Annotated in this window: 12 protein-coding genes; 4 read left to right on the top strand and 8 right to left on the bottom strand. The window is 71.7% G+C overall.

What is annotated here, in order from left to right:
* Positions 1-108: 108 nt before the first annotated feature.
* Entirely contained in the window at positions 109-1,935 is a 1,827-nt protein-coding gene (locus tag ACWCPI_RS24845; RefSeq protein WP_451040185.1) for a gamma-glutamyltransferase family protein, read from the bottom strand.
* Between the two features lie 227 nt (positions 1,936-2,162).
* Between ACWCPI_RS24845 and ACWCPI_RS24840 the strand changes: the two genes are divergently transcribed.
* Positions 2,163-2,537 carry a VOC family protein gene (locus ACWCPI_RS24840; RefSeq protein WP_451040184.1) on the top strand — a complete coding sequence of 125 codons (375 nt, stop codon included), beginning with the start codon at positions 2,163-2,165 and terminating at the stop codon, positions 2,535-2,537.
* 271 nt (positions 2,538-2,808) lie between these two features.
* Positions 2,809-3,357 carry a DUF1062 domain-containing protein gene (locus tag ACWCPI_RS24835; RefSeq protein WP_451040183.1) on the top strand — a complete coding sequence of 183 codons (549 nt, stop codon included), beginning with the start codon at positions 2,809-2,811 and terminating at the stop codon, positions 3,355-3,357.
* A 190-nt stretch (positions 3,358-3,547) separates the two neighbouring features.
* Here the strand turns inward: ACWCPI_RS24835 and ACWCPI_RS24830 are convergent, their stop codons facing one another.
* The gene (locus ACWCPI_RS24830) at positions 3,548-4,234 is read right to left on the bottom strand and encodes a response regulator (RefSeq protein ID WP_451040182.1); all 687 of its coding nucleotides are present in this window, start codon (positions 4,232-4,234) and stop codon (positions 3,548-3,550) included.
* Positions 4,231-5,334 (bottom strand): sensor histidine kinase, encoded by a 1,104-nt coding sequence (locus tag ACWCPI_RS24825; RefSeq protein WP_451040181.1) that lies wholly within the window; start codon positions 5,332-5,334, stop codon positions 4,231-4,233. Before ACWCPI_RS24825 ends, ACWCPI_RS24830 begins: the two co-directional genes overlap by 4 nt.
* Positions 5,335-5,501: 167 nt before the next feature.
* Between ACWCPI_RS24825 and ACWCPI_RS24820 the strand changes: the two genes are divergently transcribed.
* Both ACWCPI_RS24820 and ACWCPI_RS24815 read left to right on the top strand, forming a co-directional pair.
* Positions 5,502-6,509 carry a carboxymuconolactone decarboxylase family protein gene (locus ACWCPI_RS24820; RefSeq protein WP_451040180.1) on the top strand — a complete coding sequence of 336 codons (1,008 nt, stop codon included), beginning with the start codon at positions 5,502-5,504 and terminating at the stop codon, positions 6,507-6,509.
* Between the two features lie 150 nt (positions 6,510-6,659).
* A complete protein-coding gene (locus ACWCPI_RS24815) occupies positions 6,660-7,328 on the top strand; it encodes a hypothetical protein (protein WP_451040179.1) in 669 nt (222 codons plus the stop codon).
* A gap of 19 nt (positions 7,329-7,347) precedes the next feature.
* Here ACWCPI_RS24815 and ACWCPI_RS24810 read toward each other — a convergent pair whose 3' ends face one another.
* The 5 genes from ACWCPI_RS24810 to ACWCPI_RS24790 form a co-directional block, all read right to left on the bottom strand.
* Complete coding sequence (locus ACWCPI_RS24810; RefSeq protein WP_451040178.1) at positions 7,348-8,895, bottom strand: NCS1 family nucleobase:cation symporter-1; 1,548 nt, start codon at positions 8,893-8,895, stop codon at positions 7,348-7,350.
* A 146-nt stretch (positions 8,896-9,041) separates the two neighbouring features.
* Positions 9,042-10,064, bottom strand: coding sequence for a TIGR03842 family LLM class F420-dependent oxidoreductase (locus ACWCPI_RS24805; RefSeq protein WP_451040177.1), 1,023 nt, complete (start codon positions 10,062-10,064; stop codon positions 9,042-9,044).
* A gap of 11 nt (positions 10,065-10,075) precedes the next feature.
* Positions 10,076-11,479 (bottom strand): dihydropyrimidinase, encoded by a 1,404-nt coding sequence (gene hydA, locus ACWCPI_RS24800; RefSeq protein ID WP_451040176.1) that lies wholly within the window; start codon positions 11,477-11,479, stop codon positions 10,076-10,078.
* Between the two features lie 82 nt (positions 11,480-11,561).
* Entirely contained in the window at positions 11,562-12,404 is an 843-nt protein-coding gene (locus tag ACWCPI_RS24795) for a nitrilase-related carbon-nitrogen hydrolase (RefSeq protein WP_451040175.1), read from the bottom strand.
* Positions 12,405-12,559: 155 nt separating this feature from the next.
* Entirely contained in the window at positions 12,560-14,176 is a 1,617-nt protein-coding gene (locus tag ACWCPI_RS24790) for a PucR family transcriptional regulator (RefSeq protein ID WP_451040174.1), read from the bottom strand.
* Between the last annotated feature and the right edge of the window lie 21 nt (positions 14,177-14,197).

The following is a 14,197-nucleotide window of genomic DNA, read 5'->3' as shown; positions in this document are numbered from 1 at the left end:
GCCGGTGAACGGCAGGGGGCACCGGCATGAACTCGGGGGGCGTGCGGGCAGCGGGTCGGAACAGTGGGTGGTCCCCAGCGCCGGCCGGTCCCGCGGCGTCACGCCTCGTCAGCGGCCGACCGCGTACCCCTGCATGCCCCGCGGGTTGGCCGCCGCCGACAGCACACCTGTCGCCGGATCCCGCGCGACGGCGCACAGCCGCCCCTCCGACCATGGCTCACCGACGGTCACCGTGTGCCCGCGCCTGCGCAGCTCCTCGACCACCCCGGCGTCCATGCGGGACTCCACGGTGACGCTGCCCGGTCGCATCCCGCGCGGGTAGAAGGAGCCGGGGAAGCTGTCGTTGTGCCAGTTGGGGGCGTCGATCGCGCCCTGGAGGTCGAGGCCGCCGCGGACCCGGGCGCGCAGCGCCACCGCCAGGAAGAAGTGCAGCTGCCACTGGTCCTGCTGATCCCCGCCGGGCGTCCCGAAGGCCATCACGGGCACGCCGTCGCGCAGGGCGATCGAGGGCGTGAGGGTGGTGCGGGGGCGGCGGCCGGGCGTCAGCGAGTTCGGCAGGCCCTCCTCGAGCCAGGTCATCTGGAGCCGGGTGCCGAGCGGGAAGCCCAGCTCGGGCACGACGGGGTTGGACTGGAGCCAGCCGCCGCTCGGGGTGGCCGCGATCATGTTGCCCCAGCGGTCGACGACATCGAGGTGGCAGGTGTCGCCGCGAGTGCCTCCGTCGGTGCCGACGTCCGGCTCGCCCGGCACGGGGGACGTGGGCCGCTCGGCGACCGTCGGTTCCCCGGCCCCCAGCACGTCGAAGCCGGGTTGCTCGCCGGCCACGGCGTGGGCGTGCGCGCAGAGCCGAGGGGCGCGTCCGCCCGGACTGCCGGGCCGCAGTTCGTGCCAGGCCCGGTCCGTCACCAGCTTCCGCCGGGCCGCGTTGTACGGATCCGACAGCAGCTCGGTGAGCGGCACGTCGGCGGCGTCCCCGTACCAGGCCTCCCGGTCGGCCATCGCGAGCTTGCAGCCCTCGATCAGCAGATGGACGTACTCGGCGGAGCCGTGGCGGGGCAGCTCGGGCGGGAGCAGGGCGAGTTGCTGGAGCAGGACCGGGCCCTGGCTCCAGGGGCCGGCCTTGCACACGGTCCAGCCGTGGAAGTCGTACGTCACCGGCGCCTCGTAGGTCGCGGACCAGCCGGCGAGGTCGGCGGCGGTGAGGGTGCCGCAGTGCCGTTCACCGCTGGTGTCCAGGGTGGGACGCCGGGCCTGCCGTACGAGTGCCTCGGCGATGAACCCGGTGCGCCACACCTCCCGCGCGGCCTCGATCTGCGCGACGCGGTCCCCGGCCCCGGCGACCTCGGCGAGGAGCCGCTTCCAGGTGGTGGCGAGGGCGGGGTTGCGGAACAGCTCGCCGGGGCGGGGTGCCTTCCCGCCGGGCAGATACACCTCGGCCGACGAGGTCCACTGCGTCTCGAACAACTCCCTTACGGTCTCGACGGTCTCGCCGACGCGTTCCACGGGCGCGTGCCCGCGTTCGGCGTACCCGACGGCGTACTTGAGCACCTCGGCGAGGGTTTTGGTCCCGTGGTCGCGCAGCAGCAGCATCCAGGCGTCGAAGGCCCCGGGGACGGCGGCGGCGAGGGGCCCCGTACCGGGCACGAGCTCCAGGCCGAGCCCCCTGTAGTGCGCGACCGTCGCCCCGGCGGGCGCGACGCCCTGTCCGCACAGCACCCGCACCTCGCCGTCGGCGGGCGCGAGCAGGATCGGCACCTCGCCCGCGGGGCCGTTCAGGTGCGGCTCGACGACGTGCAGCACGAAGGCGCCCGCCACGGCGGCGTCGTACGCGTTTCCGCCGTCCTCCAGGACCGCCATCGCGGACTGGGAGGCCAGCCAGTGGGTGGAGGACACCATGCCGAAGGTGCCCTGGAGTGTGGGGCGGGTCGTGAACATGGGGCCTTCCACCTCACTTCTCACGTGTGCCACGTGCGCATGGCGTCAGGCTACGTCGACGCCGGGCCGGCGCCCTGAGCCGGGTTGTGGCGTACGGGCCGTTCCCGCTGGGGTGCACCGCTGATCGGCGCGGGGGCGGGCGGTGCGCATGTCCCTCGCGGCGGCGGGTACGACCCTTCCCGTACCGGGGCGTCGCGGAAGCGGCCGGAGAGCGAGGGGCGTCGTAAGTGATTCGCAAACTGCAGGCTGTCGCGCTGGACTGTGCTGATCCGGTACGGCTCGCGGAGTTCTACGCGGAGTTGCTCGGCGGCCGGGTGGTCGTGGACGCCGAGGACGCCGACTGGGTCGAGGTGCACGGGTTCGAGGGGACACCGCTCGCCTGCCAGCGGGTGGACGGCTACCGACCGCCCGAGTGGCCCGGTCAGGAGCGCCCGCAGCAGCTCCATCTGGATTTCGATGTGGACGACCTCGACGGTGAGGAGAAGCGGGCGCTCGCCCTCGGTGCGACCGTGCTGGAGCGGACGGACCAGATCCGCCCGGGGGCCAACTGGCGGGTCTACGCGGATCCGGCCGGGCATCCGTTCTGCCTCTGCCTGCACTGAGCCGCCCTCCGATCGTTTGCCGCAGGCCGACCACGTCCGAGAGGGAGCCTGCATGCTCAAGGGCGACCCGCCCCGGCAACGGTGAGACGCCCGAAAACCAGTGGAGCGGCGCCACCGTGCGCCATTACCGTGCTGCCGACCCGAGTCGTCTGATCGAGGACGTGCCGTTGTACACCGTGTGAGACCCCCCGAGCGCTGAATCGTCGCGCGTCGCGCCTTCGCGCCGCGCTCTTTCTTGCTGCGGATTTCTCACTGAAACCGGTGTACTTCTGTGCTCAATAACTGGGTCGTCGCGCCCACCTGCCTGCCGCTCGTGCTCCGCCGTTGCCACACGTGCGCGTCCGAGCGCTTCCGGGCCAGCGGCAGATTTCGCGTCAACGCACACCACAAGCTCCTCGACGTCTGGCTCCTCGTGCTCTGTACCGCCTGCGGGGAAACCGCGAAGCTCACGGTCCTGGAGCGGATGAACGTACGCTCCGTACGACCTGAGCTGCTGGACCGCCTGCACGCCAACGACCCCGGTCTGACCGCGGAGTTGCTCCAGGATCCGCTCGTGCTGCGCCGTAACCGCGTCGCCCTCGACTGGGACGGCGCCTGGCGCCTCGACACCGGCGGATCGGATCACCTGGACAGCGAGGTGATCGATGTCTCGGTCCGCTTCGCGGCCCGGGTCCCCGTCCGGCCGGTGCGGCTGATCGCCGAGGGCTGCGGTCTGTCACGGGCCGAGGTCGACAAACTGATCACGGAGGGGAGGCTCGTCTCGGCAGTCCGGCTGAACAGCCGGCTCTCCACCGACTTCACCTTCACGCTCAAGCGCTGAGCCCCCGGGGTCAGGGCCTGTCCGGCGGCATCCGCGGGGCAGGCCCTGGGCCGGGCTGTCCTACAGGGCCCCGGCCGCCGTCCGGCCGATGCGGCCGGTCCGGCCGTTCGGATCACCCGGTGCGCCTCCCTCAACACACTGATCCGCCCGCTGTCAGGCGGGCGTCAGCCCTGCCCCGGGCGCAGCAGGCTTACACCGGCGGTCGGTTGCCGCGTGCCGTCACCAGTCCGGACTCGTAGGCGAACACCACGAGTTGGGCCCGGTCCCGTGCCCCCAGCTTGGTCATGGCGCGGCTGACGTGGGTCTTCGCGGTGAACGGGCTGATGACCATGTGCGCGGCGATCTCCTCGTTGGTGAGGCCGCGGGCGGCCAGTGCCGTCACCTCCCGCTCGCGCCGGGTCAGGCACTCCAGGCCGGGGGCCGTGGTGCGGTCCGGCGGTCTGGAGACGAACTCGCCGATCAGTGTGCGCGTGACCGACGGGGACAGCAGCGCCTCCCCACGCGCCACGACCTGGATCGCCTGGAGCAGGTCGGCCGGTTCGGTGTCCTTCAGCAGGAAGCCGCTCGCGCCGGCGCGCAGCGCCTCGAAGACGTACTCGTCATGGCCGTAGTTCGTCAGGATGACCACGCGGACCGGCGACAGCGCCGGGTCCTCGGCGATCCGGCGCGTGGCCTCTATGCCCGTCATCACCGGCATCTGCACGTCGATCAGCGCGATGTCGGGCACGTGGGCGCGGACCAGTTCCAGGCCCTGTGCCCCGTCCGCCGCCTCGCCGACCACGTCGACGCCGTCCTCGGCCTCCAGGAGTGCGCGGAAGCCCGCCCGCATCAGCGCCTGGTCGTCGACCAGCGCCACCCTGATCACGTCGTCCGTCATCCCGTCTCCCCCAGCGGCAACTGCGCCCGCACCGCGAACCCGCCCTCCGGGCGCGGGCCGGCGTCCAGTGTGCCGCCGAGGGCGGTGACGCGTTCACGCATGCCGGTCAAGCCGATGCCGGGGGTGGGAGGACGGGACGGGTCGGCGGTGCCGTCGTCCTCCACGTCGATGGCCAGCTCCCGTGTGCCGTACGCCAGTCCGACGAGCACTTTCGCCGGTCCCGCGTGCCGCGCGGCGTTCGTCAGGGCCTCCTGGACGATGCGGTACGCCGCCCGGTCGACCGGGGCCGCCAGTGGCCGCTCCTGCCCCGTCACCGTCAGCTCCACCGCGAGGCCCGCCGCCCGCGCCCGCTCCACGAGCAGCGCGGGTGTGCCGGTCGGCTCGTCCGTGCGCAGCACCTCCAGTGTGGCGCGCAGCTCACGCATGGCCTCGCCGCTCGCCTCCTGGATGGCGAGCAGCGCGGGCGGTATCGCCTCGCCGCGCTTGCGGGCCAGGTGCACGGCGACGCCCGCCTGGAGCTTGACGATGGAGATGCTGTGGGTGAGCGAGTCGTGCAACTCGCGTGCGATGCGCAGCCGTTCCTCCCCCGCCCTGCGCAACGCCGCTTCCTCGCGGGTGCGTTCGGCTTCCAGGGCGCGCTGTTCGGTCTGGCGCAGATACGCCTGCCAGTTGCTGTCGGCCAGGCCCGTCACCACCGCGCACAGGAACCAGCCGGCCAGGAGCAGTGCCTCGCGCGCCACGGAGGCGCTCGCCGAACCCGCGGCCACATAGCCGCCGAGGAAGACGGCGGCGGCCGCGGCGGCCGTCCCCCGGTGTCCGGACCGCCCCGCGGTGTGCACGGCGCCCACCACGGGCAGGGCCATGATGGTCGAGGTCCCGGCGTGGACCACCTCGGCGAGCAGGCAGGCCGTGGTGACCGCCAGGACCGCGCGGGGAGCCGTGCGGCGCGCGGCGAGGGCCAGGGAGCCGACGGCGATCAACGCGAGGTCGACGGGTCCGTCACGGCCGTCCCCCAGGGCGACGAGCATGGCGATCGCGCCGACCACGACCGCGGCGGCCGCGTCGACGAGCCGCTCGCGTGTGATCCGACTCCCGCTCATGCCCGCACACTAGACCGCCGCACCGACAGTGACGTCACCCCTGTGGACGGCTCCCGGACTACTCCCCCCGCAGTACTTACCGGGGCCGCTCCGCCCGGCCGTCGCAGTCCCGACTGTCTTCGGCGGTACGACGACCCGGCCGGCCCCGGCGGCGCACGCTACTGCCCATGCCCACACCCTTCCGCCACACCGAACCCCTCCCGCCCAAGTCGGCCACCGGCACCGTCGCCGAGGTCTACGCGCAACTCGGTCTCGACTTCGGCATCGCCGAGCCCTCCACGTTCGTGGTCCTCTCCTCCGCTCCCGGACTTCTCGCCCCCACCTGGGCGTTGATGCGCGAGTCGCTCATCGCCGGGGCCGGCGACAGGACCGGCAAGGAGTTGGTGGCCCTCGGGGTGTCGCTCGCCAACAAGTGCCCGTTCTGCGTGGACGCGCACACCGTGCTGCTGCACGCCACCGGCGACCACGCGCTCGCGGAGCGGCTGGCGCGCGGCCTGCCCCCGCAGGACGAGGAGCACGCGCGCGTGCTCGAATGGGGCCGCCGCACGCGGGTGCCCGGCGCGGCTTCGACTCCGTACCCCTTCCCACGCGCCCACGCCCCCGCCTACCTCGGCACCGCGCTGACCTTTCACTTCATCAACCGGATGGCGTCGGCCCTGCTGACCGAGAACCTGCTGCCTGCGGGCGCCCAGCGGTTCCGGGCGGTGCGCAGCCTCGCGGGCCGCTCGCTCGCCCGGACCGTACGCCGCCCGGCACGGCCCGGTGCCGCCCTGTCGCTGCTCGACCATCCCGACCCCGGCGAAGCCCCGGCGTGGGCGGCCGGCACGCCCGTCGGCCTCGCCTACGCGGCGCTGCTCAGGGCCGCCCTGTCGGGAGCGGGCCTGCTCGACACCGACGACCAGGACCTCGTGGAGTCGGTCATGCAGGACTGGGACGGCACGCATCCACCGCTGGACCTGGCCGGGTTCCCGGACCGGCGGGAGCGGCCCGGCGCCCGCCTCGCGCTGCTGGCCGCCCTCGCGCCGTACCGCATCACGGACGCGGACGTGGCGGCCTGGCGTCGGCCGGAGCACACCGACCACTGTCTGGTGCACCTCGTGGCATACGGGGCGTTCCTCGCCGTGGACCGTATCGAAAGCACCTTTTCCACCCAAAACATGCAGGAGGCTGTATAACTGGCCCACACCACCACGTAATTGAGGCTGCGCTGTAGTGGCGCCGGTACGGAGCGAGTTCGCACTTCCGCCTCACAGGGAGCCATGTGACACTGGCGTCCCGTCCGCAGTGCGGACTCCCTCCGCACCGTCCCCCACGAAAAGTGCGCCGTGCGTTCTCTTCCCCTGCCGATCGCCCTCACCGCGCGTCTGTCGCCCGTCGTCGTGCTCGCCGCGGCGGGCTGGGCGCTGTCGTCCGGTCCGTTCGCCGCGACGCCGGCCGCCGAGGGCCGGACGGCGCAGAAGGCCGAGGAGGAGTCGCCCGCGGCCCCCGCGACGACGGCGGTGTCGAAGACGTACCCGGCCGCCCCGGCGCCGTGCGACAGCCTGGGCGCGAAGACGGTCAAGTCGCTCGTGCCGGGCGCCAGGACGGCCGGCAAGGAGATCCCGTCGACCGACTCGAAGCTGCGCCGCACCTGCTCGTGGAACGCGCTCAAGGGCTACGACTACCGGTGGCTGGACGTGTCCTTCGAGATCACGGCGTCCGATGACGCGGCACTGACGTCGTTCAAGGAGCGGGTCGCGGCCAGGAGCGGCGGGGGCGACGTCCCGGGCATCGGTGACTCCGGCTATTCGGTGGTGAACCTCACCACCGAGGACGGGCAACAGACCCGCGAGGGCGTGGTGCTGGTCCGCGCCTCCAACGCGCTGATCTCGGTGACGTACAGCGGCAGCGACTTCGAGTCGAAGAAGGCGCCCGCCACGGACGAGATCAACAAGGGCGCGATCAAGGCGGCCAAGGAGGCGGTGGCCGCCCTGGAGGACGGCCGGCAGGGCTGACCGTCCTCCGAAGCCGGTTTCAGGCTTCGTCGCGTTCCCGGTGGCCGGACATCAGCGCCACGTACAGCAGCAGCGAGGCGCCGAGGCCCACCGCCCAGCCGTAGTCGGCCAGGGGCTTGAGGAACGGGACCAGGCCGTCGACCGGGAACGGACCGGTCTTCGGGCCGTCCGCTCCGACACCCGAGTACGAGCCGCCGACCGCGAGGAGGCCGCCGGCCGCGAAGGCGACGATCGCGCGCCAGTTCCAGCCGGACGAGTACCAGTAGCGCCCACCGGGCGTGTACAGGTCCGCCAGGTGCAGGACGGTACGGCGGATGATCCAGTAGTCGGCGATCAGGATGCCGGCGACCGTGCCGAGGAGGCCGCCGACGACGCCGAGCCAGGTGAAGATGTAGAACTCGGGCGTGGAGATCAGCTTCCACGGGAAGATCAGGACGCCGACGACACCGGTGATCAGCGCGCCGGTACGGAAGTTGATGAGTCTGGGCGCCAGGTTGGCGAGGTCGTACGCCGGGGAGACCACGTTCGCCGCGATGTTCACCGAGACGGTGGCGACGAGGACGACGATCAGCGCGAACAGCAGGCCGAAGACACTGTCGGTCTTGGCGGCGAGGGTGACCGGGTCCCAGATGGCCTCGCCGTAGACGACCTCGGAGCCGGAGGTGACGAGGACGGCGAGGACGGCGAAGAGCGTCATCGTCGTGGGCAGCCCCAGCGACTGCCCCCAGGTCTGCGCCTTCTGACTGGCGCCGAAGCGGGTGAAGTCAGGAATGTTGAGGGACAAAGTGGCCCAAAAACCTATCATTCCCATGAGGGACGGGAAGAAGACCGGCCAGAAGTCGGCGCCCCAGCCCAGCTTCGACGGCTGGTCGAGCAGTGCCCCGAAGCCGTCCGCCTTGACCGCGATCCAGATCAGCAGCACGAAGGCGCCGACGATCACGAAGGGCGCGGCCCAGTTCTCGAAGTGCCGGAGGAAGTCCATGCCGCGGTAGATGATGGCGATCTGCAGCGCCCAGAAGAGGATGAAGCAGAGCCACAGCGGCCACGGGTTGCCCGCGATCCGGCTCGCGTTCTCCCATCCGCCGCCGGTGAGCTTCGAGCCCAGCGCGAAGATGCCGCTGCCGCCGATCCAGGTCTGGATGCCGAACCAGCCGCAGGCCACGGCGGCCCGGATCATCGCCGGGATGTTGGCGCCGCGCAGTCCGAAGGAGGCCCGTGCCAGCACCGGGAACGGGATGCCGTATTTCGGTCCGGCGTGACCGGTGGCCAGCATCGGCAGCAGCACGATGACGTTGGCCAGGGCGATGGTGAAGACGGCCTGCTTCCAGTCCATGCCGAGGGCGACCAGTCCGGAGGCCAGGGTCCAGCTGGGGATGCAGTGGGCCATGGATATCCACAGCGCGGCGAAGTTGTACGTCGTCCACTTGCGCTCGGAGACCGGGACGGGACGCAGGTCCTCGTTGGCGAAGGGGCTGTGGGCGGGGAATGCCTCGGGGGCGAGTTCGACGCGGCCGTCGGCCTGGGCGAACTGGGACATGGGTGACCCCGTGGGGACTGTTTCGGTCATGGGCAGGCCAATCGATCAGGTGGGACGGGAAAGGCCGTGCGGGGGCCTTGGGCCCCTCCCCGGGGCGGCGGGGAGGCCGGGACCGCGGGGAGGGAGACAAGGTGTGGGGGGTCGGGGGGTGCGGTGCGTGAACTCGCCGCCGGGTGTCAGGAGTTGACGACGGGGATGACGGACGAGCCGTACGCGTCGATCACCGCTTCCTGCGCGTCGTGCATGTCGTACACGGCGAACTGGTCGACGCCCAGCTCACGCAGCGCGTTCAGCTTCTCGATGTGCTTCTCGACCGGCCCGATGACACAGAACCGGTCGACGATCTCGTCGGGCACGAACGCGGTGTCGGGGTTGTCGGCACGGCCGTGATGGGAGTAGTCGTACCCTTCTCGGGCCTTGATGTAGTCGGTGAGTTCGTCGGGTACGGCGGCGGAGTGCTCCCCGTACCGGGAGACCAGGTCGGCGACGTGGTTGCCGACCATCCCGCCGAACCAGCGGCACTGCTCGCGCGCGTGGGCGAGGGCGTCGGGCGAGTCGTCCGCGGTGACGTACGCGGGGGCGGCGACGCAGATCGTGATGTCGTCGGGGTCGCGCCCGGCGGCGACGGCAGCGTCCTTGACGGCCTTGACCATGTACTCGGTCAGATACAGGTCGGCGAGCTGCAGGATGAACCCGTCGGCCTCCTCACCGGTCATCTTCAGCGCCTTGGGACCGTACGCCGCCATCCACACCGGCAGTTCGGCGCCCGGTTCGATCCACGGGAACCTGACGACGGTCCCGCCGCCGAGGTCGGCCTCGTCGCCGCGGCCCAGCGCCCTGATGACCTTCATGGCGTCGCTGATGCGGGCGAGGGTGTTGGGTTTGCGGCCCGCGACGCGCATCGCGGAGTCTCCGCGGCCGATGCCGCAGACCGTGCGGTTGCCGAACATGTCGTTGAGGGTGGCGAAGGTGGAGGCCGTGACCTCCCAGGTGCGGGTGCCCGGGTTGGTCACCATCGTGCCGACCTTCAGCCTCTCGGTGTTCGCGAGGATCTGGCTGTAGATCACGAACGGCTCCTGCCACAGCACGGCGGAGTCGAAGGTCCAGCCGTAGGTGAAGCCGCTGCGCTCGGCGCGCTTCATCAGGCTGACCACCCGCGAGGCCGGCGGGTCGGTCTGCAGGACGAGTCCGAAGTCCATGTACTCCGCTCCTAGTTGAGGTACTGACAGGTGGAGCGGGGGGTGTAGACGCCGTGCCCGGCGCGCCCGGTGTACTCCCGCTCGGTGATGACGAGTTCGCCGCGCGAGAGGACCGTCTCGACCCGGCCGGTGGTGCGTTTGCCCTCGTACGCCGAGTAGTCGACGTTCATGTGGTGCGTGACGGCGGACATGACCTGCTCGGCCGCCGGGTCGTAGATCACGACGTCGGCGTCGGCGCCCGGCGCGATCGTGCCCTTCTTCGGGTACATGCCGAACATCCGGGCCGGGGTCGCGCAGGCGATCTCGATCCAGCGGCGGCGTGAGATATGGCCGTCCACGACGGCCTGGTGGAGCAGGTCCATACGGTTCTCGACGCCCGGCAGGCCGTTGGGAATCTTGGAGAAGTCGCCCCGGCCGAGCTCCTTCTGGCCCACGAAGCAGAAGGGGCAGTGGTCGGTGGAGACCACCTGGAGGTCGTTGGTGCGCAGGCCCTTCCAGAGCTGGGCCTGATGCTGCCGGGGCCGCAGGGGCGTGGAGCACACGTACTTGGCGCCCTCGAAGTCGGGCTCGGCGAGGTTGTCCGTCGACAGGAACAGGTACTGCGGGCAGGTCTCGCCGAAGACGTTCAGCCCCTCGTCACGTGCCCTGGCCAGCTCGGCGACCGCCTCCATCGCCGAGACGTGCACGACGTACAGAGGTGCGCCCGCGACCTGGGCGAGCCGGATGGCGCGGTGTGTGGCCTCGGCTTCGAGGAGCGCCTTGCGGACCTCGCCGTGATGGCGCGGGTCGGTCTCCCCACGGGCGAGCGCCTGCTCGACGAGCACGTCGATCGCGATGCCGTTCTCAGCGTGCATCATGATCAGGCCGCCGTTCTCGGCGGAGCGCTGCATGGCCCGCAGGATCTGGCCGTCGTCGGAGTAGAAGACGCCGGGGTAGGCCATGAACTGCTTGAAGGAGGTCACGCCCTCCTCGACCAGCAGGTCCATCTCCTTGAGCGTCTCCTGGTTCACATCGGAGACGATCATGTGGAAGCCGTAGTCGATCGAGCAGTTGCCCTCGGCCTTGGCGTGCCAGGCGTCCAGGCCCTCGCGCAGGGTGTGGCCCACGCTCTGCACGGCGAAGTCGACGATCGTCGTGGTACCGCCCCAGGCGGCGGCCCGGGTGCCGGTCTCGAAGGTGTCGGAGGCGAACGTGCCGCCGAACGGCAGCTCCATGTGGGTGTGGACGTCGACGCCGCCCGGGATGACGTACTTCCCGCTCGCGTCGATGGTGCGGCCGGCCGTCCAGGCCTCGGCGGCCGGGGTACCGCTCGCGGCGAGGGCGGCGATACGGCCGTCCTCGATCAGGACGTCGGCGTGGATCTCGTCGGACGCGGTGATGACGAGACCGCCGCGGATGACGGTACGGCTGCTCATGGTCCCTCTCCTGGTGTCGTACGAGTCGGTCGGTGCCGCCGGTCCGGCCCCCGTGCTCCGGACCGGCGGCGGGCGGGGCCGGTTACGGAGCGGTGAGCGGGGAGTACGCGTCGGGGCGGCGGTCGCGGTAGAACTGCCAGCGGTCGCGGACCTCCCGCAGTTTGGCCATGTCCAGGTCGCGCACGACGAGTTCGCTCTCCTTGTCGCTCGCCACCTCCCCGACGAACTGCGCCTCCGGGTCGACGAAGTAGCTCGTCCCGTAGAAGTCGTTGTCGCCCAGGTCCTCGACCCCGACCCGGTTGATGGCGCCCACGAAGTACTCGTTGGCGACGGCCGCCGCCGGCTGCTCCAGCTGCCACAGGTAGCGGGAGAGGCCGCGCGAGGTCGCCGACGGGTTGAAGACCAGCTCGGCACCCGCGAGGCCCAGCGCCCGCCAGCCCTCGGGGAAGTGCCGGTCGTAGCAGATGTAGACGCCGATCCTGCCGACGGCGGTGTCGAAGACCGGCCAGCCGGCGTTGCCGGGGCGGAAGTAGAACTTCTCCCAGAACCCCGGCACCTGGGGGATGTGGTGCTTGCGGTACTTGCCGAGGTACGAGCCGTCGGCGTCGATCACCGCGGCCGTGTTGTAGAGGACGCCGGGCTGTTCCTCCTCGTACATGGGCAGGACCAGGACCAGGCCCAGCTCCTTCGCCAGTGCCTGGAAGCGCCTGACGATCGGGCCCTCGGGGATCTGCTCGGCGTACTCGTAGAACGCCTTGTCCTGGACCTGGCAGAAGTACGGCCCGTAGAACAGTTCCTGGAAGCACAGGACCTGGGCGCCCTGCGCGGCCGCGTCGCGCGCCGCCTGCTCGTGGACCTTGATCATGGATTCCTTGTCGCCGGTCCAGGCGGTCTGGAAGATCGCGGCACGGATCACTCTGCTCATCGGGACCTCCGGTCGCTCGGTGTCCGAGGAGCGTAGGAAGCCGGCGAGCCCGCTTTGAGTTGCACGGTGTCACGTCTGCGGGCGTCCGGCGTGCCACGGTGTCACCTTCTCGTGGAACCATGTTTCACCGCCGTTTCCCCTGGTCATTGCGGGTTTCAACCGTGTTGCGCGTCGTGCGCGAGGAGTGCGATGTGCACCGAGGCGGCCTGCTCGAAGTCGTCGAGGTCGACCCCGAGCCGGGTCTGTATCGCCTCCAGGCGGCGGTAGAGCGCGGGCCGGGAGACGTGGTGGAGCTGGGCGGTGCGGGACTTGTTGCGGCCGGTGGCGAGGTAGGTCCGCAGGACGGCGAGCAGGTCCCCGTCCGCGGCGCGCAGCAGCCCGTCCAGCTCCCGTTCGGCGAAGGACTGCACATGCGGGTCGTCGCGCAGGAGGCGGACGAGGCCGCGCAGGTGGACGTCCCTGAGGCGGACGACGTCCGGGAGGTCGAGGGCCGCCGAGGAGTCGGCCACGGCGTCGGCGACGTGCTGGGCCTCCCGCAGTCCCGCCGGCACCTCGTCCCACACGGTGCGCGGGTCGGCCGCGGCCACGACGGCCGGGGCGGCGCCCGGCTCGGAGCGCGCGCGGGCGGCGAAGTTCGCGGTGAGCACGCCGGCGTCCTGGTCCCGGGCGAGGCTCAGCAGCACGGCGGTGGCCCCGTCGGCGAGCTCGGCGACGATCCCGGGCAGCCCCAGCAGCCGCAGCACGCGCTCCAGCCGGTGCGTCCCGCCGTCCCGCACCACCAGCGGCACGAAGGTGCGCCGATTGACCGGCAGTCCGGCTGCCCGCGCACGTGGCAGCAGCTGCCGTGCCGGTACGACCCCGCTGACCAGGTCGGTCAGCAGGCTCTGCGCGGACTGCTCCTCCCAGGTGTGCGCGGAGGTGCCGCCGAGCATGCGGTGCAGCACGAGCGCCTCGGCGGCCCGGTCGGCGAGCAGCCGCCCGGTGGCGGTGTCGCCCCGGTATCCGCACAGCACGATCCGGCCCCACCGCTCCCCGCGCCCGCCCAGCTCGGCGCGGATCCAGCCGTCGCCCTCCCTGCCTCCCCCGGTGCCTGGAGGGCCTGGGTCGTGCCCCCATGCCTGGCGGGCGATGCGCTCCCAGTCGCGCAGCACGTCGTCCACCGCCGGCCGCTCCCCCGCCGTGGCGAGGACACGGTGGGCGAGGTTGGTGACGACGACGGGGCAGGCGCTGTGCGAGGCGACCTCGTCGAGGAGGCGTTGCAGCGGGGCACCCGCGGTGATGAGTCCGGTGAGCGCGGTCCGTACCGCCTCCGAGAGGCTGACGGCGGCGTACTTGCGCCGTACGAGCCGGGACTGGACCTCCTCGGTCAGCTCGGCGAACGGGAAGGGCCGGTGCAGCACGACCATGGGCAGGCCGCACCGCTCGGCCGCCCGGCGCATCACGGGCGGCGGAGCGGGGAACGCCCGGCCGAGTCCCAGGACGACGGCGGCTGCCTCGGCCCGGTGCAGGGAACGGATGTACTCGGCCTGCTTGTCCTCGTCCCCGGCGAGCAGCACCCCGGTGGTGAGCACCATCTCCCCGCCGGTGAGCATCACCCCGACGTCCGGCGCCTCGGCGACGTGCACCCAGCGCACGGGGCGGTCGAGCTGACCGGCGCCGGCCACCACCTCGGGCTCTCCGGCCAGGACACGCTCCAACGTGAGGACCTGACGGACCGACAGCGCCGGTTCGAGGGGTTCCGCGGGCTTCGGCGACTTGGAGGTGGTGGCCATGGCAGTGCTTCCCTTGCTCGG

The sequence above is a fragment of the Streptomyces sp. NPDC001920 genome, assembly GCF_053594495.1.
This window is presented reverse-complemented; position numbering and strand designations above follow the sequence as displayed.

Coding starts and splice junctions, on each gene's coding strand:
- ACWCPI_RS24845 (WP_451040185.1), bottom strand. CDS start 1,935: ATGTTCACGACCCGCCCCACACTCCAGGGCACCTTCGGCATGGTGTCC.
- ACWCPI_RS24805 (WP_451040177.1), bottom strand. CDS start 10,064: ATGGACTTCGGACTCGTCCTGCAGACCGACCCGCCGGCCTCGCGGGTG.
- hydA (WP_451040176.1), bottom strand. CDS start 11,479: ATGAGCAGCCGTACCGTCATCCGCGGCGGTCTCGTCATCACCGCGTCC.
- ACWCPI_RS24825 (WP_451040181.1), bottom strand. CDS start 5,334: ATGAGCGGGAGTCGGATCACACGCGAGCGGCTCGTCGACGCGGCCGCC.
- ACWCPI_RS24790 (WP_451040174.1), bottom strand. CDS start 14,176: ATGGCCACCACCTCCAAGTCGCCGAAGCCCGCGGAACCCCTCGAACCG.
- ACWCPI_RS24810 (WP_451040178.1), bottom strand. CDS start 8,895: ATGACCGAAACAGTCCCCACGGGGTCACCCATGTCCCAGTTCGCCCAG.
- ACWCPI_RS24830 (WP_451040182.1), bottom strand. CDS start 4,234: ATGACGGACGACGTGATCAGGGTGGCGCTGGTCGACGACCAGGCGCTG.
- ACWCPI_RS24820 (WP_451040180.1), top strand. CDS start 5,502: ATGCCCACACCCTTCCGCCACACCGAACCCCTCCCGCCCAAGTCGGCC.
- ACWCPI_RS24795 (WP_451040175.1), bottom strand. CDS start 12,404: ATGAGCAGAGTGATCCGTGCCGCGATCTTCCAGACCGCCTGGACCGGC.